Source organism: Serratia myotis (genome assembly GCF_027474885.1).
In the GTDB taxonomy this organism is placed as follows: Bacteria; Pseudomonadota; Gammaproteobacteria; order Enterobacterales; family Enterobacteriaceae; genus Serratia; species Serratia proteamaculans.
In genome coordinates this window covers 185,228-207,438 of sequence record NZ_CP099707.1, presented here as the reverse complement: position 1 = coordinate 207,438, position 22,211 = coordinate 185,228, and the positions used below count along the sequence as shown (strand labels likewise).

The window sequence follows — 22,211 nt, the reverse complement described above, 5'->3', positions numbered from 1 at the left end:
GCGATAACTCCCGCATCACAGTTAGCAATAATTCTCATCCGTTGCTTGACTCTGGAGTTGACTCCAGGGTGTAGAGTCTGGCCAATGAACTTCATTAACGGCCCGGAGGGGGACGCTATGACTCACCATGAAAAGCATAATCATCAGGAACATCACCACGCGGAAGGCGGCTGCGGTTGCAACCACAGCCACAGCAAAACCCAGCACGGTTGCAGCAGTGAAAAGCCTAGTGTCGCCAGCCTTGGCGAACATGCCCATACGCACGATCATGGCGCAGGCGGTTGCAGCACTGACGATCATGAGGATCCGGATGAGGATAGCGACAGATTAGCCGCCGCCCCTCTCTCCGGTAGCCAACGCTACAGCTGGAAAGTCACCGGCATGGACTGCCCAAGCTGTGCCAAGAAAATTGAAAATGCGGTGACGGCGCTCCCGGGTGTCGACAACGCCCGCGTGCTGTTTGCCACCGAAAAACTGGTGGTCGACGCCCAATCCGATATCAGCCAGCGCATTCAGGATGCGGTGAAACAGGCCGGTTTTACCCTGCTCGGCACCCAGACCACCCCAGCCGATTTGCCAAAAACGTCACGCCTTGGCGAGTTTGGCCCCCTGTTGCTGCTCACTGCGCTGATGATCGTCAGTTGGGCACTCAGCCTGGTTAACCCCGAGCTAAGCCGCATTGCCTTTATCGCCACCACGCTGGTAGGCCTGGCCCCGGTCGCCACCAAGGCGGTACGCCTGATCCGCTCCGGCACGCCGTTTGCCATCGAAACCCTGATGAGCGTCGCGGCCATTGGCGCACTCTTTATCGGCGCGACCGCCGAGGCGGCAATGGTATTGCTGCTGTTTATGGTTGGCGAGATGCTGGAATCCTATGCAGCCAACCGCGCACGCCGTGGTGTGAAGGCGCTGATGGAGCTGGTGCCGGAAGACGCCCTGCTGTTGCAGGGAACACAACGCAAACGCGTACCCGTTGCCAGCCTGCGCCCCGGCGATGTGATTGAAATTGCCCCCGGCGGCCGTCTGCCGGCCGATGCCGAGCTGCTCAACCCGTTTGCCAGCTTCGACGAAAGCGCCCTGACCGGCGAATCTGTACCCGTCGAACGTCAGCAGGGCCAGAAAGTCGCAGCGGGTAGTTTGTCGGTCGATCAGGCCGCGCAGATGAAGGTCATTTCCGAGCCGGGTAAAAACGCCATTGACCGTATCCTGCAACTGATTGAAGAAGCCGAAGAGCGCCGTGCGCCGATCGAACGTTTCCTCGACCGTTTCAGCCGTTACTACACCCCAGCAATTATGTTGCTGGCCATCGCGGTGATCCTGGTGCCACCGTTGCTGTATGCACAGCCCTGGGATATCTGGATTTATCGCGGCCTGACCCTGCTGCTGATCGGCTGTCCTTGTGCGCTGGTGATCTCTACCCCGGCGGCGATCACCTCTGGATTGGCAGCCGCCACCCGTCGCGGTGCGCTGATTAAAGGCGGTGCGGCGCTGGAGCAACTGGGCCAGGTGCAAACCATCGCCTTCGATAAAACCGGTACGCTGACGGAAGGCAAACCGACGGTGACCGATGTGCTCCCGCTCAACGGCATCAGCGAACAGCAATTGCTGACCCTGGCCGCCGCCGTCGAGGCCGGTTCCCATCATCCGTTGGCGCAAGCGATTATCAACCGCGCCGAACAGTATGGCGTGCCTCTGCCGCTGGCACAGGGCCGTCGCGCACTGGCAGGCGTTGGGGTCGAGGGTGTTATCGACGGTAAAACCCTGCTGATCAGTGCTCCCGCCAAGCTGGCCGCAGGCCTGCTCACTCCGCAAGACGTCAGTCAGGTAGAACGACTGGAAAATGCCGGTAAAACGGCGGTGGTGGTACTGGAAGACGGTGTGCCTATTGGCCTGCTGGCGCTGCGTGACACACTGCGTAGCGATGCCAAACAGGCGATTGCCGAACTGAAAGCGCTGGGGATCAACGGGGTGATGTTAACCGGTGACAACCCGCGTGCGGCGGCGGCGATTGCCACTGAGTTGGGGCTGGATTACCGTGCCGGGCTGCTGCCGGAAGATAAAGTGAAGGCGGTGACTGAACTGAGCGAACTGCGGCCAACGGCGATGATCGGCGACGGCATCAATGATGCACCGGCGATGAAAGCCTCCAGTATCGGCATCGCGATGGGCAGCGGTACCGACGTGGCGCTGGAAACCGCCGACGCGGCGCTGACCCATAACCGGCTGGTGGGCGTGGCGGAAATGATCCGTATCTCACGCGCAACACACGCCAATATTCGGCAGAACATCACCATTGCGCTAGGGCTGAAAGGGGTATTCCTGATCACCACCCTGCTGGGCCTGACCGGGCTGTGGCTGGCGGTGCTGGCGGACTCTGGCGCCACCGCGCTGGTCACCGCCAATGCCCTGCGACTGCTGAAGAAGCGTCTGTAATAAAACAGCGTGTCGGGGCGCCGTCTATGGCGTCCTGACACACTGACCTGAAAAATAACAGCGGCAAGGCGCACGTAATAACCATAATTAAAGCATGCCTTTACTATATTCTTCCGCCACCTATTCACTGCAATCCGATAAGCCGATGAAGCTTATCAGAGTAATGGTCGAATGAAATCGTCATATTTTAAAGCTCTGAACCTAAGCACCCTCCTTTTTATCCCTACACTGGCTCTGGCGCAGCAGCCTGATTCTGCCGCCACCACACAGCTCATCGATAAAGCAGATCGCCCCATTTTCATCACCCAAAATGCCTTGCCGGCATCCCAATCCCCTGAGCCTACGGCGAAACCCCAGCCAGAGCATCGCCTGCTGCCTATTTGGGGGGACGAAGCACGAGCTCGCGGCTATGACCTGCCGGAACCCTTCGGGATCGGCGTCAATTACATGAACATGCGGCAGAATATTGATGTCGATAGCATCAACTTTACTGGATTAGGTTGGGACACATTCAATCTGCCATCAAATTTGTTCAAAATCGATGTGGGCAAAACCCGCGAACAGAGCAAAACGGAAACCATGCGTCTGGATACCTGGGTGCTACCGTTCCTCAATGTTTACGGCATCGTCGGTCATACCAAAGGCAGTTCGTTGTCCCAGGTCTCCGTTGATGCCGATCCCAGCCAGCACACAGAAATGATGGAAAAAATCATCGCCAATGTCGTACATGGCATGAATAAACAAGGGACATTGCGCGATCTGGATTTCAAACTCGATTTCAAGGGCACCACTTACGGCGCAGGTGCCACGATAGTCGGGGGATATGAGAACTGGTTCGCCTCGGTTGATACCAACTACACCCGCACCAATTTCGATATCCTTGATGGCCAAATTTCCGCACTTACGGTATCCCCTCGCGTAGGTTACCGCTTCCTGGTGCCCGGTATCAGTGGGCAGACTCATCTAAACCTCTGGGTCGGCACCATGTATCAGGACGTGCAGCAAGAGTTCAAAGGCAGCCTGTCTGATTTAAGAATGCCGGCAGAACTTCAGTCCCTGATGGCCCTGGCCAATCAGAAAGGTGAAGGTCGTTTCGAGGTAAAACAGCATCTGCAATCCCCCTGGAATATCTTGCTTGGTACACAATATGAGATCACACGACACTTTAACGTGTTGACCGAGTTTGGCTTTAGCCAACGCAACAGCTTTATGGTCTCGGGTGAATATCGCTTCTGATGGCGATATCGATTCGCAGTTTGCCCCTGGTCTTGTTGGTTCTGCTGTCCGGTGCCCATGCCGCTCTGTTGTCACATCAACAAATAGATGAAATGTTGGCCCCTCTGGGGTCTAACAACCATTTCGACAGCAGTAAAACCATCGATTGGGGTATCTTGCCCGGCCCGTTTTATACTCCAGAACTCGGTCTTGGCATCGGCACTGCCGTGGTGGGGATATACCGACCGGACCGCCATGACAGCATCAGTCAAAATTCGACGCTGGCGTTAAAAGGATTTTTCAGCTCGACCGGAGCCTTTGGTGTCGGTTTTCAAAACCACAGTTTTTTCGCTGAAGACCAATGGCGCTTCTTTGCCGACGGTTCGCTCAATAATATGCCTACCTACTTCTGGGGCACCGGCTACCAGGCTGGGCATAACGACGGTAACAAGGAAAAGTATACTCAGCAGTCATTTCAGATAGCACCACAGCTGCTGTACCGCATTGCAAATGCAACCTACGCTGGGATTGGCTGGGATTTGTCCTCAACGCACGCCAGCAAAACTGAAGAGGGTGACAGCAGCCTGTTCAGGGCCCAAAAAGCCGGGGTTTCATCGTTAAGCTCGGGGATCAGCGGTTCGCTGAATTACGATACGCGTGATTTCGTTTCTAATGCCACACGCGGCCAGTTTATTCGTCTGAGCGACACTTATTTTGCACCGGAATTGGGCGGCGACAGTCGTTTCAATGCCGTTGAGAGTCAATACAATGCCTATCACAGTTTAAGTGCGAAAAGCGTGTTGGCGTTTGATGCCTACAGCCGCCTAACCACTGGCGATATCCCCTGGGACAGATTGTCTGAGCTGGGCGATGACAAACGAATGCGTGGCTATTATCAAGGCCGCTACCGCGACAGGAATGTGTTCAGCAGCCAGATAGAGTACCGTCGCAAGTTGAACTGGCGGCACGGTTATGTGCTTTGGGCCGGAGCCGGAACGCTAAGCGATAAGGCCGGCGATCTGGGCCAAGGGCCCTGGTTACCCACGCTGGGTGCGGGTTATCGCTTTGAATTCAAACCGCAAATGAACGTACGGCTCGATTTTGGGATCGGGCGTGGAAGCAGCGGATTTTACTTTCAGGTTGGGGAAGCTTTTTAATGCGTTCTGTTGCACTGCTGTTTTTGCTGTTGTTGCCCCTCTCGCTGCCGGCCAACCCGTTGGAAACGCTGATCACTTCGCAACCCACCGCTGAAAGCCGAATTGTCTGGCCGGTGGCCGCACCACTGTCACCACCGGGAGGTTTGCGCCCCTGCTGCGCCTTTGGCTATAACCTCAAAGCGCAAGCCTGGGGTATTCCCGTGCCGTTTTATCAATTAGGTAACCTGGTGGATGCCGACCGGCTTGGCTCCCATCAATACAACGACAGCGCTTTCAACGCCATCAGCAACCTGCTGGGCGTTGGCAGTGAGCAGTTGGGATTGATCTACACCCACCGGGGAGGGTTTATCGATATCGCCCACGTCCGCGATACCGCCGACAATACCCTCTTCCTGTTCAGCCAACTGCTCCCCCGATTGGGTCAGCAGTGGCATATCGATCTTAGCCCTGAGCTGGCAACGCGTCGCATACAGCTTAGCGCCTTTACCCCACCTCAGGATGCAGCACAGCGCTATACGCTGGCGGCCTATTTGGCAGGGGAAATCGCCTTTCAAATGGCGGCATGGCATGAGATTGCACAGTGGTATGGCTACCGTTCCGTACCGGGATTTTCTGAGGAGGTCTCGGCTTTTTCACCGGAGGATTTGTATTCCAATCTGCTGGGGGCACGACTGGCGATTGATGCAATTTTGCAAGGACAGGCGGTATCTCTCACTGCCTACAACAGCGCCATGGAGAGGCTGCTCCCTCAGGCTCTGCACCAGCTTGGCGCGGTATCCATCAGGGCAACCCAGCGGCAGTTTGACGGTATTGACGGTGACTGGTGGGACAGCCATCGCCGGGTGCCGGAGAAGTTTTTGGTGTTAAAACGGGATTACACCACCGCAAGCAATCGCCTGCCCGCGCTGCCTCCGTTCGAGAAGACCGCCCCACAGCGCCTGACGATACCGCTACAGGTTCAGGGGTTCCTGCTGGCCAGTCTGGGCGAGCTGCAACTCTGGCCAACAGATGCCATGCACAATCTTCCGGCCCCTGCCCACTATTACCGCCCGCCGGACTTCAATGGCCTGGCATTGCATGCTCGCGCAGCAGACGCACAGCAAATATTACAAAACGCTAAGTAAACAAATGGTTATTAACGTTCAACGCCTTTACGCAATAAATAGCGGTAAGGCGCGGCGTCGGTTTCCTGCGCCACCAGCGTGTGTTCCATAAAGCGGCAGAAACCCGGAATATCGCGGGTGGTAGCCGGATCATCAGCGATGATCAGCAGTGTTTCACCGTCATCCATATGGCGCACGGTCTTGCGCACCATCATTACCGGTTCCGGACAGCGCAGCCCCAGCGCATCAAGCGTCTGGTCGGCCTGGGCAAATAAGTCAGTCATGCAATTTTTCTCGGTCAAAAGCGATCGGCGTACACTCGCCGCATCTCATCAGCGCCTAGTTTACGCCGGTAGTTTTTCTGTGCAAGATGCGTTAACGTTTGCGTTAAATTTAACCATTGCATTGGTTGCGCAAACGCGTATCATGCGGCCGCGCAGCTTATTTCGCGGCGTAGACAAGACATTCTGGGTTCCCTCACCCCACTATTAAAAAGGCTACAACATGTATTCGTTTACTGCTCGACAGCGCCTTACCGCGTTAGTCTGGCTATCGCTGTTCCATATTGTCATCATTACCTCCAGTAACTACCTGGTGCAGTTGCCGATGTCCATTTTCGGCTTTCATACCACCTGGGGTGCATTTACCTTCCCGTTTATCTTTCTGGCTACCGACCTGACGGTGCGAATTTTCGGTGCCCCGCTGGCACGACGCATCATTCTTTCGGTGATGGTACCGGCGTTGTTTATCTCGTACGTGATCTCCACCGTGACCTATCAGGGCGAATGGCAGGGCTTTGCCGCACTGGGTAGCTTTAATCTGTTTGTGGCGCGTATCGCCGTCGCCAGCTTTATGGCTTATGTACTCGGCCAGATCCTCGACGTTCACGTTTTCAATCGCCTGCGTCAGCGCAGTGCCTGGTGGGTTGCCCCTGCCGCCGCCATGTTCCTCGGCAATATCAGCGATACTCTGTCGTTCTTCTTTATTGCGTTCTACAAGAGCAGCGACGCCTTTATGGCCAACAACTGGGTTGAGATTGCCCTGGTGGACTACAGCTTCAAAGTGCTGATCTGCCTGTTGTTCTTCCTGCCGATGTATGGCGTACTGCTGAATATGCTGCTTAAGCGCATCACCGCCCGCCAGGACGACGGCAGCCTGCAAGCAGGCTAACCCGTGTTATCATTGGCGGCCTCACCGACCCGGAGGCCGCCATGACCATCACCATCCGCCACGCCACCCTCGAAGAAATTCACCGCCTTTATCAACAAATCCCCGAATTCGGCAGTTTGCACAGCCTGGCCGATTTGCAGCGGCGTATTGGGTCCGCTGCGGTTAACGCACTGGTCGCCGAGATCGACGGTCAGCCGGCCGGTTTCAAACTCGGTTATCAACAGCAGGAAAAGGTGTTTTACAGCTGGCTGGGGGGTGTGCTGCCGGCGTTTCGTCGCCATGGGATCGCGCAAAGACTGCTGGTTGAACAGGAACGTTGGGCCCGAGCTCAGGGTTACCAGCGACTGACTGTAAAAACGCGCAATCAGTTCCGCGCGATGCTGATGATGCTCATCGGCCATCACTATCAGATTGTTCAACTGGAAAAGAAAGGCGAAGTGGCTGATTATCGGCTATTACTTGAGAAAACCTTGTGACAACATCAGCCTTGCATTTCAACGTGGAATAGGTTGCGATAAGGCAGTGAAACCCTACCTGAAAGGAAGAAGGAAGCCCAATGCGTAAAGTAGCAAAATTGATGGGTATCAGCCTGTTAGTGCTTGGCCTGGCGGCCTGTGACGGCGAAACCAAAGACACCAAGGCGTCGGCAGGTGATGCCGCAGCCAGCGCCCCAGCCGGGCAACAGGTGAGCTTGCTGGATGGCAAGCTGGCATTCACCCTGCCGGTGGGCATGGCGGACCAAAGCGGCAAGCTGGGCAATCAGGCGAACAACATGCACGTTTACGCCGACAGTACCGGCCAGCGCGCTCTGATCGTGATCCTCGGCGATAAAACAGCCGACAGCCTGGAAACCCTGAGCAAGCGTCTGGAAGATACCCAGCGCTCGCGTGACGCCAACCTGCAGGTGATCACCAACAAAGCCATCGACGTTAACGGTGTACCGCTGCGTCAGTTGGACAGCATCATCACCAGCGGCGGCGAGAAAGCCTATTCCTCTATCCTGATCGGCACGCTGGACAACAACATGCTGACCATTCAGGTGACGCTGCCGGCGGATAACCAGCAGCAGGCGCAGAGCGAAGCCGAAGGCATCATCAAAACGCTGAAACTGAACAAGTAATCTTACTCTGGGCGCAGCCCGCTGCGCCCTATGCCAATGCCTGCGCCAGCAAGGTGATCGGATGTTCGCAGCGCTTGCTGGTCGACATCTCGATTTGCCATTTGCAGGTTTCGCAGTCCGTGACCACCAGGTCCACCCCGCTTTCCTCTATTTGACGGAACAGCGACGCACCAATGCCCTGCGACGTCTCATAATTCTCCGATTTAAATCCATAGGTGCCGGCAATGCCACAGCACTGCGAATCCAGCACCACCAGCTCCAGCCCCGGTATCTGTCGCAACAGCTCCAGCGTATAGGCCGTCCAGCCCATTTTCTCCATATGGCATGGCGTATGGTAAGCCACCCGCAGCGGTGTGTGTTTCAGCGGTAACTGGCGACCCTGATTGAGCAGGCGGTACAGATAGCGCGTCGCCAGTTCCACCCGCTCGCGCACCGCCGAGGTATCCACTTCCAGCAAATGCGGATATTCATCACGTAGGGTAAAAGTACAGCTGGAAGAGGTCGCCACCACAGGGATACCCCGCTCCAGTACCGCCTCGTGCAGCGATTCGGCATTCACCCTGGCCTGTTTTTTGGCCTGGGCGATAAAGCCATTGGCGATCAGCGGCACGCCGCAGCATTTCTCGCGTTTCAGCAACTGCACGCCAATACCCATCGCATTAAAGACCTTGATCAGATCCTTACCCAGTTGCGGGTGGTTGTAATTGACGAAGCAGCCGTGGAAGAACGCCACCTGCTCGGCATAACGCTGTTGGGCCTGAGCCTGCTGGCGATACCAGCGGCGGAAGGTGCCGAACGAGTACTTTGGCAGTTCACGCCGATGGTCAATTTTCAGCGCCTTGTCGAGCAGGGCACGCACCGGTTTTAACCCGGTGGCGGCGTTCACAATCGGCGCAAACGGCGTCGACAGCGACCCCATCAGGTCGGTATGACTGAGGATGGCGTCGCGCAGCGTGGGTTTGCTCTGGGCAAAGTCGGCACGGGCGCGCTGAATGATGTCGCCGATTTTGACGTCGGACGGGCAGGCCACCTCACAGCGTTTGCAGTTGGTGCAATACTTCAGCGCTTCGTCATACAGCGCCGGATCCTTCAGCCGCAGGCGCTCGCCGTCCGGCCCTGCCTGTTTGGGCCCTGGGTAAAGCGGATTGACTTTGGCCACCGGGCAATAGGTGGTGCAGACGGTGCACTTGATGCAGTTTTCAAAGCTGTTGTCTTTCTGCAGGCTCATGGACGCTCCTCCTGTGCCGCAATCTGTTGCGCGACGTACAACGCCCCAATCAGCGAAACACCCGCACCGCAGCCCTGCTGCAGGGGATCATAGCCGCCGGTCACTGCACCGATGGCATACAGGTTGCTCAGCGGCTCCCCCTGCCTCAAGGCCCGCAGCCGCTCATCGGTGCGTACCCCAAATTGCAGGTAAGGCTGCGGAGCAAACAGATTGCGGTGGCTCCAGTCTGCGCGATCCGCCCGGCTGTCGACATCCAGCCCAAACACCGGCTCACGTATGCCCTCGAAGTCCGCCACCAGCCCGTTGCTGAAAAAGCTGCCGCTGGCCAACACCACCTGTTGCGCCAGCAACGGAATATCGGTGTGGTTGCGGGTATAGAGGCCAGTGACTCGCCCGGCTTCGATATCCGCCCGCAGCACGCTGTCACCCGGCATGAACACGCCGCCCAGTTGCTGCAGACGCGAACGCAGGGCCTGGTGCAGGCGCATGCCCAGTACCGAAGGCGGCAACGTCGGCAACAGACGGATCGGTTTACCCACCGCCATCTGCAGTGCTGCCAGTGAGCTATCATTTTCCAGCCCCAGACAGGCGGGCAGGAAGATCGCCTCGGCATCACCGGCCAATCGGCTCACCTCGTCCGCCATCGACGTCAGGTTTTCCGGCAGATCCAGTACTCTGGCAATATTCACCGCCCGGAACTCACTGGGGTTGTTGCGCAGCCGGTCGAGCGACGGCAAGTGCATATAAGCGACTTCCGCCTGGATACCCAGGCTCTGCGTCAGGGAACTGGCGGCCAACTGTGGCTGAAAATCCAAAAATCCTTCGATGCCAATCACCGCGATACTTTTCCACGGCAGTTCGCCGTCCAGCGGCGTGATCGGGATGGCCTGAGGACTGAGCCAGGTCGCTCGACGCGTGCCTAATGGCGTAACCCGCAGATGATTACGTTCACTGCTGCCCTGCAGGCTCAAACCACAGCGTTGCAGCAGCTGAGCTGCGTTGTCCGACAGTGCCGCCACCCGTTCGGCACCTATCAGCGCATAAGGATGCCGTGGCGCCTGTAGCGCAAGCGCCGGCATTGCCGCCAGGGGTGAGGTTACCGGGGTGCCGTCGGGTAGCTGCGCCAGCAGATCCAGCGATCCGGATGAAAAATAGAGCGCGCTTTGGCCTGAGCTGACCACGGCGCAACGCTTACCCTGTTCCGCCAGCCGAATGGCACAGGTCATGCCCGCCAGGCCGCCGCCAATCACCACTACGTCAAATCGCATCATCGGCCTCCTGTTCCCCACGGGCATCGAGCCCGCACAATCCCTGGTAAACCCAACTGGTAAATTCACTTTCACGCAATGCATCACCCCAGGCGATCGGCCTTACTCCTTTCCAACGCTCGTTGAGGAAATGCGATAGCTGATCGATCGACTGCTGCGGAGTGGTGACGTTAAAGCGCGTCAGCAACCCGGCGGCACGGCAGGCGCAGAGTTCTCCCTGGCAGGTGCCCATGCCGACACGGGTGCGGCGGCGCAGATCGACCAGGTTATTGACGGTAAGGGAGTTAACCGCATAGCGCACTTCACCGGCGGTGACCGCTTCACATTCACACACCAGGCTGTTATCCAGCCGATCGCCGGCCGGTACCTGACTGGCACGATCGCCGTGGCGATAAACCGCCGAACCACGAATGCTGGCAGGCAGGGAAACCACGCTGCGCACCGTCTCTTCCGCCGACTGACGGGAGCCGGGCAAGGCTTCCTGCGCGGTGGTACAGGGGCTGTCTAACCCTAGCTTTTCACACACTTTATCGGTCGCCCATTGCGCCATCAGCCGGTAGGTCATCAACTTGCCGCCGGTAATGGTGATAAAGCCTTCCAGCCCGTCGCGGCTGGCATGGTCGAGCAGCACGATGCCACGGCTGACATTGCGACCGCTGGGGTCGTCATCGCTGGCCACCAGCGGCCGCACACCGGCATAGGCACGCAGAATACGGGTCTGAGCCAGTTCCGGCGCCAACAGCGCCCCCTCACGGATCAGAATGTCCACTTCCTGCGGCGTCACCAGCATGTTGTCGATCTGGTCATAATCAATGTGGGTGGAGGTGGTGCCAATCACCGAAATGGTGTCGCCCGGCACCAAAATGTCGGCATCCGCCGGTTTGCGGCACCGGTTGATCACCATGTTATTGATGCGATGGCCGAGGATCAGCAGAGCGCCCTTGGCCGGGAACATGCGAATGCGCAGATCGGCATATTCCGCAATCTGCTGGCCCCAGATACCGGCCGCGTTGACCACCACCTCGGCGTGAATATCGTAGTGGCGTGCCGATTGATGGTCGAAAACGCGCACGCCGGTTACGCGATCGCCCGCGCGAAGTAAACCGACCACCTGATGATAAGTGAGGATCTGCGCACCGTGCTCACGGGCATCGAGCATATTGGCGGCGGTCAGACGGAAGGGGTCGACAGTGCCGTCCGGCACCCGCACCGCACCGATCAGCGACGGGTTGGCGGCCGGCTCCAGGCGCAGCGCCAACTGCGGGTCAATTGCTTCGGCTTTGATACCAGCGCTGTGGCAGGAGACAATAAACTGTTGTTGGTAGGCCAGCGAATCCTGCGGCAGCGTGATAAACAGCCCATCGGTACGCTCGATGCAGTGATGCGCAATGCGCTTGAGGATTTGGTTCTCTTCTATGCATTCGCGCGCCGACTCACCGTCGGTCACCGCATAGCGTGCTCCGCTGTGCAGCAGACCGTGGTTACGGCCGGTGGCACCGGTGGCGATATCGTGGCGCTCCAGCAGTATGCAACGCAGGCCACGACGCGCACAGTCACGAGCAATGCCCGCACCGGTCGCACCGCCGCCAATGATGATCACATCCGTTTCGTTATCCGGTGAATGACTGCTCATGAGGCTCTCTCAGGATCCGTGATTATTGGCCTATTGAGCCACAGTCATTGGGGTCTTTGTTTGATAAGGAACAATAACGAACTAGAAACGAAAACCAAATGTCCACAAAAAACCATGAATGTGATCATAATCACGATTTTTGGGCGTTTTTCTATTTCATAACGTTAACGAATCGCTCAAAATCCGCCGGTGTTTCATAAAAGTGTAACAATTGCGCCATTCATCACAGCGACACCAGGCTGATTTGACTAGGATGACGTTCGTTATGGAACAAAAAAACACCACATTCGATATCCGCTCAATCATCAAATGAACGTAAAAGGTCATATTGATGTGATAACTAGATAAAGCCATCGGAGGCGCTCATGTTGAGTATTTTTAAGCCGGCAGCACACATTTCCCGTGTGCCGGTCGACAAAGTCGACCCGCTGTACCGTAAATTGCGCTGGCAAATTTTTATGGGGATTTTCTTCGGTTATGCCGCCTACTACCTGGTGCGCAAGAACTTCACCCTGGCCATGCCTTATTTGATCGACCAGGGCTTCAGCCGCGGTGACCTCGGTTTCGCGCTGTCCGGCATTTCCATCGCCTATGGTTTTTCCAAATTCATCATGGGGTCGGTTTCTGACCGCTCCAACCCCCGGGTGTTCCTGCCCGCCGGCCTGATCCTGGCTGCCGCAGTGATGCTGTTCATGGGCTTCGTACCATGGGCGACTTCGAGCATCGCGGTAATGTTCGTGCTGCTGTTCCTGTGCGGTTGGTTCCAGGGTATGGGCTGGCCGCCATGTGGCCGTACCATGGTGCACTGGTGGTCGCAGAAAGAGCGCGGCGGCATTGTTTCGGTCTGGAACTGCGCCCATAACGTGGGTGGCGGTCTGCCGCCATTGCTGTTCCTGCTGGGCATGGCCTGGTTCAACGACTGGCACGCTGCACTGTATATGCCGGCCTTCGGTGCCATTCTGGTGGCCCTGATCGCCTTTGCATTGATGCGTGACACCCCGCAATCCTGTGGCCTGCCGCCGATCGAAGAATACAAAAACGATTACCCGGACGACTACAGCGAGAAAGCGGAAGAAGAGCTGACCGCCAAGCAAATCTTCATGCAGTACATCCTGCCGAACAAGCTGCTGTGGTACATCGCCGTGGCCAACGTGTTCGTTTACCTGCTGCGTTACGGCATCCTGGACTGGTCACCGACCTACCTGAAAGAAGTGAAGCACTTCTCGCTGGATAAGTCTTCCTGGGCCTACTTCCTGTACGAATATGCCGGTATCCCGGGCACTCTGCTGTGTGGCTGGATGTCGGACAAGGTGTTCAAGGGCAACCGTGGCGCCACCGGCGTGTTCTTTATGACCCTGGTGACCATCGCTACCGTGGTTTACTGGCTCAACCCGGTCGGTAACCCTGGCATCGATATGGCCTGTATGATCACCATCGGCTTCCTGATTTACGGCCCGGTAATGTTGATCGGTCTGCACGCACTGGAACTGGCGCCGAAGAAAGCGGCCGGTACCGCTGCGGGCTTCACCGGTCTGTTCGGTTATCTGGGCGGTTCGGTCGCAGCCAGCGCCATTGTCGGCTACACCGTTGACTACTTCGGTTGGGACGGTGGCTTTATGGTGATGATTGGCGGCAGCGTCGGCGCAGTATTGTTGCTGTTGTTGACCATGCTGAGCGAGAAAAAACACCACGCGGAAATCGCTGCCAACAAACGCGGTTAAGCGTCATACAACTTTCGCATTATTTAAAGGCCGCGCTGCGGCCTTTTTACTACCCCTGCCCCTACAACATGGAGAACAACAGAATGCGGACTCAAGTCAAAGCCCTGCTGACAGGGATTATCCTGGCCACCTCAATGGTCAGCGCCGCACAGGCCGCCGACAAGGTGGTGATCGCCCACCGGGGTGCCAGCGGTTATCTGCCGGAACACACGCTGCCGGCGAAGGCCATGGCCTACGCGCAGGGTGCGGACTTCCTCGAGCAGGATCTGGTGATGACCAAGGACAACGAGCTGGTGGTGCTGCATGACCACTACCTCGACCGCGTCACCGACGTAGCCGAACGCTTCCCGGACCGCGCCCGTAAGGACGGCCGCTATTACGCCATCGACTTTACGCTGGCAGAAATCAAATCGTTGAAGTTCACCGAAGGCTTTGAGATCGAAAACGGTAAAAAAGTGCAGGGCTACCCTGGCCGTTTCCCGATGGGCAAATCTGACTTCCGCGTTCATACCTTCCAGGAAGAGATCGAGTTTGTGCAGGGGCTGAACCATTCAACTGGCAAAAACATCGGTATTTACCCGGAAATCAAAGCGCCGTGGTTCCACAATCAGGAAGGCAAGGATATTTCCAGCAAAGTGCTGGCGGTGCTGAAGCAGTACGGTTATACCGGCAAGGGCGACAACGTTTATCTGCAATGCTTTGACGCCAACGAGCTGAAGCGGATTAAAACCGAGCTGGAGCCGAAGATGGGCATGGATCTGAAGCTGATCCAGCTGATCGCCTATAACAAATGGCAGGAAACCTATGAGCAGAAGGCCGACGGCAAGTGGGTGGAATACGACTATGACTGGATGTTCAAACCGGGTGCGATGAAGCAGATTGCCCAGTACGCCGATGGCATCGGGCCAGACTACCATATGCTGGTCGTGGCAGAGAAATCCAAGCCGGGCAAGGTGGTGCTGACCGACATGGTGAAAGAAGCCCATGCCAATAAGCTGGCGGTGCACCCCTTCACCATCCGTGCCGATGCACTGCCGAACTACGTCACCGACGTGAATCAACTGTATGACGTGATTTACAACCAGGCAGGCGTTGACGGCGTGTTCACCGACTTCCCTGACAAGGGCGTGCAATTCCTGCAAAAGCAGGGCCAGCACAAGTAGTAAAGATCAACGTCTCCCAGGTGACGAATAAAGTCTGCTATTAGGGAGAGCGTGCCGAAGGGGTCGTAGCAGCTTTAGCTGCCGGAGCGCCCCTCGGTGCGCTAGGCCCGGGTATCTCGGGCTTAATCTCAACGTTGTTCTCGAATTCAGGGCGCCGCAAGGCGCCCTTTTCATATCAGGCGATGAACATCTTGCGCAGGTAGTGCGGCACCGCATCGTCGACGTTAGAACCAATCACTTCCAGTTCCGGCAGTTTGTCCTTCAGGCGCTGATGCGCGTCGCGCATGATGCAGCCCTTGCCGGCCATCGACAGCATTTCCAGATCATTCATACCGTCACCGAAGGCAATGCACTCTTTCAGCGTATAACCGATGATCTTGGCCACTTCTTCCAGCGCATGGCCTTTTGATACGCCACCCGCCATCACTTCCAGACAGGTTGGGAACGAGAAACTGACGTTAACCCGATCGCCCCAACGCGCATTGATGGCATCTTCCAGCGGCAGCAGCTTTTCATGATCTTCACAGGTGAAGTACACCTTGCACACGCCGTCGGTTTCCAGCAGGCCCGGCTCGAACAATTGGTACTGGAAAACAGATTCGCGGAAGAACTCTTTCTGTTCCGGGCTTTCGCGGTTAATGAACCAGTCGTCATTACGGTAAACGTTGGTGGTGATGTCCGGATCGTTATGCAGCATACCGTAGAGATCGCGGGCGATGTCTTCGGCCAGGTTGTGGCTGAAAATCAGCTCACCGTCGGTATTGTGCACGCGAGCGCCGTTGGAGGTGATCATAAAGGCGCTGATATCGAGGTTATCGCGGATCTGCGCAACGTCGATGTGATGACGGCCGGTAGCAAAGACAAAATGCACGCCGCGCTGGGTCAGCAGCTTCAACGTCTCTTTGGCGTAAGGTGACAGAGTGTGGTCGGGTGATAGCAGCGTGCCATCTAAATCGGAAGCGACGACGTGATACATAGCGGTAATTTCTAACCTCTAATGGTGTGGTCGGCGGTTGGGGTACCACCTAAATGTTGAGCAAAGAAACGCAGGATTGCGTTCAATGCTTCGGCGCGCATCGCGTCCCGCTCAAACAGGATCTCATGCCGTGCACCTTCGATAACCTGCGGTTTTCCCCCTTCACAGGGATGGCCCGCGTCTGACAATGCCTGACAAAAAGCCTGATGGGAACGGTTGTCGACCACCCGATCCTCACCGGCCTGCAATAATAATAGCGGCGTGGTAATTTTAGCCGCCTGGGCGATGATTTCTCGCCCGGCCTGAAGGCTTTCCCGTACCCAGTGGTAGGTTGGCCCGCCCACCTGTAGCTCGGGATAATCGGCGTAATAGCGTAAACAGCGACGATAGCGTTCACGGCTGTGGGTCAACACGTTGACCACATAGGGCAGCGGCCGCCACTGACCGGTGCCTATCGCATAGTAATCGCGTACCGCCGGGTGCTTCTCCGTCCAGTTCAGAATGCGGTTGGCCATCCAGCCCGGCATCGGTAAATAAATGCCGAACATTGGCGCGCAAAACGCCGCGGCGTCAAAGGCCTGCGGCTGACGAGCCAGAAACTGTGCCAGAATTGCACCGCCCATCGAGTGAGCCAACGCAAAGTGTTGCCGGTAACCGTGCGGCACCACCTCCTGCTGATAAAACTGGGCGAAATCGTCGACGTAATCGGCAAAGTTTATCACATGACCACGGTGCGTATCAGCCAGCAAACGACCTGAACGGCCTTGCCCGCGGTGATCCAGGATCATCACGTCATAGCCGCAATGGAACAGATCGTAGGCAACCTCAGGATATTTAATGTAACTTTCGATACGACCGGGGCTGATCACCACCACTCGCTGATGGCGGGCAGAACTGAAGCGCACGAAACGGATGGGCACGCCGCCCACGCCATTGAACTCGCCCTCCTCACGCAGCCGCCAAAAGTCCAGCAGCGGTCCCGTGGCGAAAGCAGCAAACTGCTTTTCACGCGTTAACCAGTCATTAGTGCTGAGAGTAAACGACGTCATCACATGCCTTTTAGCTGGAGGTAGAGCCTATAAAAATGTGATAAATATTACTATATCCGATGGATTTCAAGTTGCAGCTAGGCGCCCAGCTCGTTCATCCCCAGGAGCTTACTCCGGTAAGTGACTGGGGTGCACGAGTGCAGGTAACAACGCTGCAGCTTGAAAGACGCCGGATAGAGGCTATTTTGGCACATATTGGCACTTTCAGGGAGTACCTCAATGACCTTGGACTGGTGGTTAACCTATCTTCTGACAACCCTTATCCTCAGCCTGTCACCCGGTTCAGGGGCGATCAACACCATGAGCACCGGTATCAGCCACGGTTATCGCGGCGCAGCGGCGTCCATTGCCGGTCTGCAGGTCGGGCTGAGCCTGCATATCGTGCTGGTGGGCATCGGTCTGGGCGCGCTGGTGTCACAGTCGCTGCTGGCGTTTGAAATGCTGAAATGGTTCGGTGCCGCCTATCTGGTATGGCTGGGCATTCAACAGTGGCGTGCAGCAGGTTCGCTGGACTTGCATACGCTGGCGGGGGCAATGCCGCGCCGTCGCCTGTTCCGCCGCGCTATCCTGGTCAATTTGACCAATCCGAAGAGCATCGTGTTTTTGGCCGCGCTGTTCCCGCAGTTTATCTTGCCCAACCAGCCGCAGGCCGAACAGTACCTGGTGCTCGGCGTCACGACTGTGGTGGTGGATATTTTCGTGATGATTGGTTACGCCACCCTGGCCACTCGCATTGCCGGCTGGCTGAAAACACCGCGCCAAATGCAGTTGCTGAACCGCATCTTCGGTTCGCTGTTTATTCTGGTGGCCGGGTTGCTGGCTACGGCACGCAAGGCATAAAGCAAAAAGGCCGAACATGACTGTTCGGCCTTCAAATTTTCTGTGGCAGTGATTAGCGGGTAAAAATAAGGTGTAAACCGAAACCGGTAAACAGCACGCCCGCCAGCCCGTCGATCCACTTAGCCAGTCGCTGATAGCCACGACGCATGGTCGGCAATGCAAACACCACCGCCACCAGGCTGAACCAGACAAAGGTCTCGGCAATGATCAGCAGGAACAAGCCCCAGCGTGCGCCGGCACCAACGTCGTCACCCACAAACAGTGAAAACACGCTGCCGAAATAGATAACTGCCTTGGGGTTCGACAGGTTGGTCAGAAAGCCACGAATAAAGCTGCGCCCAGGCTTCGGCAAGGCCACTTTTACCTCTGGCGCAGGCACCGACTGTGCATTTTGGGAACGGGCGGAACGCAGCAGCTGCCAACCCATCCAGCACAGGTAAATCCCACCGCCGACCATGATAATCTGATGCAGCCAGGCCATTTTTTGCAGGATCAGGTGCAGGCCCATCAACGCTACGCCCGCCCACACCACGATACCCAGTGAAATGCCCATCACGCCCATCATCGCCTCACGGCGAGAGCGACTGGCGGCGGTTTGCGAAACAAAAAAGAAGTCCGGCCCCGGGCTCATCAGCGCAATCAGGTGCACCAGCGCCACGGTCAGAAACAGCATCAGCATGATTTATTGCCCTTAATCTTCATCATTATCGAGGTGATCGCGGATCATCGCCATAAACGGGGCGCCAAAACGCTCCAGCTTGCGCTGACCGACACCGTTAACGCTCAACAGGTCACCGGCCTTGATAGGCATCTGTTCCGCCATTTCCAGCAGCGTGGCATCGTTAAACACCACGTAAGGCGGGATGTTTTCTTCGTCGGCAATCGATTTACGCAGCTTGCGCAGTTTGGCAAACAGCTTGCGATCGTAATTGCCGCCGTAGGATTTCTGGTTGGCACTGCTGCGCGCCTTCAGGCTCTGGATACGCGGCACTGCCAGTTGCAGCTCCAGCTCGCCACGCAGTACCGGCCGCGCAGACTCGGTCAATTGTAGCGCCGAGTGCATGGCGATGTTCTGGGTGATAAAGCCCAGGTGGATCAACTGACGCAATACGCTGGTCCAGTGCTCGGTGGTTTGCTCACGGCCGATGCCGTACACCGGCAGTTTCTCGTGCCCGTATTCACGGATGCGCTGGTTATTGGAACCACGCAGCACTTCGACAATATATCCCAGTCCGAAACGCTGGCCGACACGGTACACGCAGGACAGCGCCTTGCGCGCATCTTCCAGCCCATCGTAACGCTTGGGGGGATCCAGACAGATATCGCAGTTGCCGCAGTTCTGATGTTTGCCTTCGCCAAAATAGTTGAGCAGCACCAGGCGGCGGCAGGTTTGCGCTTCGGCAAAAGCGCCCATGGCGTTCAGCTTGTGGCGCTCTATATCCAGTTGCTGTCCGGCGGGTTTCTCTTCCAGACAGCGGCGCAGCCAGGCCATATCGGCCGGGTCATACAGCAGGATCGCTTCGGCCGGTAAGCCATCACGACCGGCGCGACCGGTTTCCTGATAGTAAGATTCGATATTGCGCGGGATATCAAAGTGCACCACAAAGCGCACGTTGGGTTTGTTAATGCCCATACCAAAAGCGACGGTGGCAACCACCACCTGCAAATCGTCGCGCTGGAACGCTTCCTGTACCTGCGCACGGCGGTCGTTATCCAGCCCGGCATGGTAGGCCCCCACGCTCAGCCCGCGGCTTTGCAGACGGGCCGTAGTGTCTTCTACCTTGGCGCGGCTGTTGCAGTAAATAATGCCGCTCTTGCCACGTTGGTCCTGCACGAAGCGCCACAGTTGGTCGAGCGGTTTAAACTTCTCCACCAGCGTATAGCGGATATTGGGGCGGTCAAAGCTGCTGACCTGCACCAGCGGATCCTGCAGCGCCAGCAGGCGCACGATATCGCCACGGGTGGATTCATCGGCGGTGGCGGTCAGGGCGATCACCGGCATGTTCGGGAAGCGTTGCTTCAACAACCCCAATGCGCGGTATTCAGGACGGAAATCGTGGCCCCACTGCGAAATACAGTGCGCCTCATCCACCGCCAGCAAGGCCGGCGGATTGCCACCGAGCTGATCGAGGAAACTGTCCATCATCAGCCGCTCGGGGGCGATATACAGCATTTTGATCTGGCCACTGCGACAGCCCGCCATTACCTCGAGCTGCTGCTCGCGCGTTTGCGTCGAGTTATAGCAGGCGGCGGCGACGCCATAGGCCAGCAGTTGATCGACCTGATCTTTCATCAGCGAGATCAAAGGGGAAACCACTAACGTCAGGCCATCCATCACCAGCGCCGGGATTTGGTAGCACAACGATTTACCGCCGCCGGTCGGCATGACAACCAGGCAATCCTGCCCACCGATCGCCGTGTTGATAATCGTTTGTTGACCCGGTCGGAATTGCTGGTAGCCGAAGGTATCGCGTAATACCTGTTCGGCCAGCAACTCTTTGTTTATCACTGCTGCGGTTGACACACACTTCCCCATTTTTTGCTGTGTAGCGACGCCTTGATGACAGCCGGACTACATAATATCGTTAAGCATGACACCAACGCCAACCCGTGTCTGCCGGAAGTTGTAATCAATCAAGGATTCGCCATAGCCGCTGAACACCTGAGTATAGAAACGCACGTGCTTGCTGATCGGGTAGCTCCAGCCCATTTCTGCACCGCCGTAGCCGCTGTTCCAGTTGTAGTGGCTGTCGACGCTGAACACACTGTCACCCCAGGCATAACCGACTTTCAGGCGGTAATAGCCCATGTATTTGGTGATATCCGGGTTGTCGTCGCTGCTGTCGCTTTCCGAGAAGCGGAACCAGGGTTTGAGATCCACCTGCCAGTTGCCGTTTTGCGCCATAAAGCGCGCGTAACCCCGGTTCCAACTGCGGGAGGTGGGATCCGAGCGGCCGTTGGACTGGTGGTTCAAACCGACTTCAACATCACGCAGTGTCCAGCCGGCGAAGCTGTAATCGGTCGCCCACCCCAGGAACACCTGCGGTTCGTAGTTGGTCTCGCGGAACGGCGATGATTCACTGTGGTTGGAAAGCTGCCACCAGGAACGTTGAGTATAAGAGGCACCGAGCACCGAGTTGTCACCAAGAATGCCACGCCACAGCGGGAAAGCCAGGCTGAGCTGGTACTTCACTTCATCCTTGCGCGCATTATCGGCCCAGTTATAGGACTTGATGGCCTCTTTGTTGATATTGCTGGTATCGGTGTACAGCACGTAGTTGGTTTCATACGGATACAGCGTGAATGGGTTGTCGTGATCCTGCAGCATGTTGGCAATAATGCTGCCGCGCACCGCCGGTTTATCATGAATTTGCTGCTCTTTGGCTTCTTCCGCCTGAACCAGCGGTGCCGCCGCCAGCGTGGCCAAAATGAACCCTGACAAAATGCGCATAACGTTCCTCACCCCAACAAAATTGACAAATTCTGAAATAAAAACAGGCCATTTTACACACAAAGCCGGTTTTACAGCAGTGTGACGTGTATTTATTGGATTAGTCTGGAAAGCAACAAAATATAGGCATAATATCAACAAACAGTTAACCTGGACTGACCAGTTAGCTTCCCCTACTACACAGAAAAAAATGGGTATTTATGTCTACCACACCACTGACACTTGAAGCCGCCCGCCAGAAGATTGGCGAAATCTTTGTTTATCACATGCCGTTTAATCGCGAGCTGGGCTTAGAGCTGCGCCGCTTTGACGACGACTATGTGGAGCTGAGTTTTACCAATCAGCCCAAGCTGGTGGGCAATGCCGCCCAGAAAATCCTGCACGGTGGGGTGATCGCCTCAGTGCTGGACGTCGCCGCTGGCCTGGCGTGCGCCGGCAGCGTGTTAATGCGTCTGGATCCGTTGATCGAAGAAGAAGTCGCCACCCGTCTTTCGCGTATGGGGACTATCGATCTGCGCGTTGACTACCTGCGCCCTGGCCGTGGCGAACATTTCGTCGCTGCCGCCAGCGTCTTGCGCAGCGGCAATAAAGTCGCGGTCGCCCGCGTCGAACTGCATAACCACGATGGCCTGCATATCGCCAGCGCCACCGCCACCTACCTGGTCGGGTGATTGTGTGCGGTGA

General features: G+C 56.7%; 20 protein-coding genes. 11 read left to right on the top strand and 9 right to left on the bottom strand.

Annotation, left to right across the window (positions count from 1 at the left end; translation table 11 throughout):
• Window positions 1-117: 117 nt before the first annotated feature.
• The 4 genes from NHG65_RS00915 to NHG65_RS00900 all read left to right on the top strand — a co-directional run bounded on the left by NHG65_RS00915 (window position 118) and on the right by NHG65_RS00900 (window position 5,929).
• The gene (locus NHG65_RS00915) at window positions 118-2,433 is read left to right on the top strand and encodes a zinc/cadmium/mercury/lead-transporting ATPase (protein ID WP_499182844.1); all 2,316 of its coding nucleotides are present in this window, start codon (window positions 118-120) and stop codon (window positions 2,431-2,433) included.
• A gap of 171 nt (window positions 2,434-2,604) precedes the next feature.
• Window positions 2,605-3,669, top strand: a complete 1,065-nt coding sequence (locus NHG65_RS00910) for a hypothetical protein (RefSeq protein ID WP_099062153.1) — start codon at window positions 2,605-2,607, stop codon at window positions 3,667-3,669.
• Window positions 3,669-4,805 carry a BamA/TamA family outer membrane protein gene (locus tag NHG65_RS00905; RefSeq protein WP_099062154.1) on the top strand — a complete coding sequence of 379 codons (1,137 nt, stop codon included), beginning with the start codon at window positions 3,669-3,671 and terminating at the stop codon, window positions 4,803-4,805. The genes NHG65_RS00910 and NHG65_RS00905 overlap by 1 nt, the downstream gene beginning before the upstream one ends.
• On the top strand, window positions 4,805-5,929 hold the full coding sequence (locus tag NHG65_RS00900) for a DUF4056 domain-containing protein (RefSeq protein WP_499182843.1): 1,125 nt from the start codon (window positions 4,805-4,807) through the stop codon (window positions 5,927-5,929). The genes NHG65_RS00905 and NHG65_RS00900 overlap by 1 nt, the downstream gene beginning before the upstream one ends.
• An 11-nt stretch (window positions 5,930-5,940) precedes the next feature.
• Here NHG65_RS00900 and tusA read toward each other — a convergent pair whose 3' ends face one another.
• Window positions 5,941-6,192 carry a sulfurtransferase TusA gene (gene tusA / locus NHG65_RS00895; RefSeq protein ID WP_219015106.1) on the bottom strand — a complete coding sequence of 84 codons (252 nt, stop codon included), beginning with the start codon at window positions 6,190-6,192 and terminating at the stop codon, window positions 5,941-5,943.
• Between the two features lie 220 nt (window positions 6,193-6,412).
• On the opposite strand from tusA, the gene NHG65_RS00890 reads away from it, so the two are divergent.
• The 3 genes from NHG65_RS00890 to NHG65_RS00880 all read left to right on the top strand — a co-directional run bounded on the left by NHG65_RS00890 (window position 6,413) and on the right by NHG65_RS00880 (window position 8,198).
• A complete protein-coding gene (locus tag NHG65_RS00890) occupies window positions 6,413-7,078 on the top strand; it encodes a 7-cyano-7-deazaguanine/7-aminomethyl-7-deazaguanine transporter (protein WP_219015105.1) in 666 nt (221 codons plus the stop codon).
• A 41-nt stretch (window positions 7,079-7,119) separates the two neighbouring features.
• Window positions 7,120-7,554, top strand: coding sequence for a GNAT family N-acetyltransferase (locus NHG65_RS00885; RefSeq protein ID WP_099062157.1), 435 nt, complete (start codon window positions 7,120-7,122; stop codon window positions 7,552-7,554).
• A gap of 80 nt (window positions 7,555-7,634) precedes the next feature.
• Complete coding sequence (locus NHG65_RS00880) at window positions 7,635-8,198, top strand: DcrB family lipoprotein (protein WP_085116498.1); 564 nt, start codon at window positions 7,635-7,637, stop codon at window positions 8,196-8,198.
• 28 nt (window positions 8,199-8,226) lie between these two features.
• On the opposite strand, the gene glpC is transcribed toward NHG65_RS00880, so the two are convergent.
• Genes glpC through glpA form a run of 3 tightly spaced genes read right to left on the bottom strand, consistent with a single transcriptional unit; the run spans window position 8,227 to window position 12,327 of the window.
• Window positions 8,227-9,426, bottom strand: coding sequence for an anaerobic glycerol-3-phosphate dehydrogenase subunit GlpC (gene glpC / locus NHG65_RS00875; RefSeq protein WP_499182842.1), 1,200 nt, complete (start codon window positions 9,424-9,426; stop codon window positions 8,227-8,229).
• Window positions 9,423-10,694, bottom strand: coding sequence for a glycerol-3-phosphate dehydrogenase subunit GlpB (gene glpB, locus NHG65_RS00870; RefSeq protein WP_099062160.1), 1,272 nt, complete (start codon window positions 10,692-10,694; stop codon window positions 9,423-9,425). The genes glpC and glpB overlap by 4 nt, the downstream gene beginning before the upstream one ends.
• Window positions 10,684-12,327, bottom strand: a complete 1,644-nt coding sequence (gene glpA / locus NHG65_RS00865; RefSeq protein WP_499182841.1) for an anaerobic glycerol-3-phosphate dehydrogenase subunit A — start codon at window positions 12,325-12,327, stop codon at window positions 10,684-10,686. Before glpA ends, glpB begins: the two co-directional genes overlap by 11 nt.
• Before the next feature lie 365 nt (window positions 12,328-12,692).
• Here glpA and glpT point away from each other — a divergent pair, with 365 nt between their 5' ends.
• Together glpT and glpQ are read left to right on the top strand one after the other, a co-directional pair.
• Window positions 12,693-14,048 (top strand): glycerol-3-phosphate transporter, encoded by a 1,356-nt coding sequence (glpT, locus tag NHG65_RS00860; RefSeq protein WP_099062163.1) that lies wholly within the window; start codon window positions 12,693-12,695, stop codon window positions 14,046-14,048.
• 83 nt (window positions 14,049-14,131) lie between these two features.
• A complete protein-coding gene (gene glpQ, locus NHG65_RS00855; RefSeq protein WP_099062164.1) occupies window positions 14,132-15,211 on the top strand; it encodes a glycerophosphodiester phosphodiesterase in 1,080 nt (359 codons plus the stop codon).
• 175 nt (window positions 15,212-15,386) lie between these two features.
• Here the strand turns inward: glpQ and yigL are convergent, their stop codons facing one another.
• Complete coding sequence (gene yigL / locus NHG65_RS00850; RefSeq protein WP_099062165.1) at window positions 15,387-16,187, bottom strand: sugar/pyridoxal phosphate phosphatase YigL; 801 nt, start codon at window positions 16,185-16,187, stop codon at window positions 15,387-15,389.
• Window positions 16,188-16,198: 11 nt separating this feature from the next.
• A complete protein-coding gene (gene pldB, locus NHG65_RS00845) occupies window positions 16,199-17,236 on the bottom strand; it encodes a lysophospholipase L2 (RefSeq protein WP_499182840.1) in 1,038 nt (345 codons plus the stop codon).
• Window positions 17,237-17,455: 219 nt separating this feature from the next.
• On the opposite strand from pldB, the gene rhtB reads away from it, so the two are divergent.
• Window positions 17,456-18,076 (top strand): homoserine/homoserine lactone efflux protein, encoded by a 621-nt coding sequence (gene rhtB, locus NHG65_RS00840; protein ID WP_499182839.1) that lies wholly within the window; start codon window positions 17,456-17,458, stop codon window positions 18,074-18,076.
• A gap of 52 nt (window positions 18,077-18,128) precedes the next feature.
• Here rhtB and rhtC read toward each other — a convergent pair whose 3' ends face one another.
• The 3 genes from rhtC to pldA are packed head-to-tail and all read right to left on the bottom strand — an operon-like array spanning window position 18,129 to window position 21,527.
• On the bottom strand, window positions 18,129-18,755 hold the full coding sequence (rhtC, locus tag NHG65_RS00835) for a threonine export protein RhtC (protein WP_129936280.1): 627 nt from the start codon (window positions 18,753-18,755) through the stop codon (window positions 18,129-18,131).
• A gap of 12 nt (window positions 18,756-18,767) precedes the next feature.
• Window positions 18,768-20,600: an ATP-dependent DNA helicase RecQ gene (recQ, locus tag NHG65_RS00830; RefSeq protein ID WP_099062169.1), complete on the bottom strand. Its 1,833-nt coding sequence runs from the start codon at window positions 20,598-20,600 to the stop codon at window positions 18,768-18,770.
• Window positions 20,601-20,648: 48 nt separating this feature from the next.
• On the bottom strand, window positions 20,649-21,527 hold the full coding sequence (gene pldA / locus NHG65_RS00825) for a phospholipase A (protein WP_099062170.1): 879 nt from the start codon (window positions 21,525-21,527) through the stop codon (window positions 20,649-20,651).
• Window positions 21,528-21,727: 200 nt separating this feature from the next.
• Between pldA and NHG65_RS00820 the strand changes: the two genes are divergently transcribed.
• The gene (locus tag NHG65_RS00820) at window positions 21,728-22,198 is read left to right on the top strand and encodes a thioesterase family protein (protein ID WP_012004662.1); all 471 of its coding nucleotides are present in this window, start codon (window positions 21,728-21,730) and stop codon (window positions 22,196-22,198) included.
• Window positions 22,199-22,211: the final 13 nt, after the last annotated feature.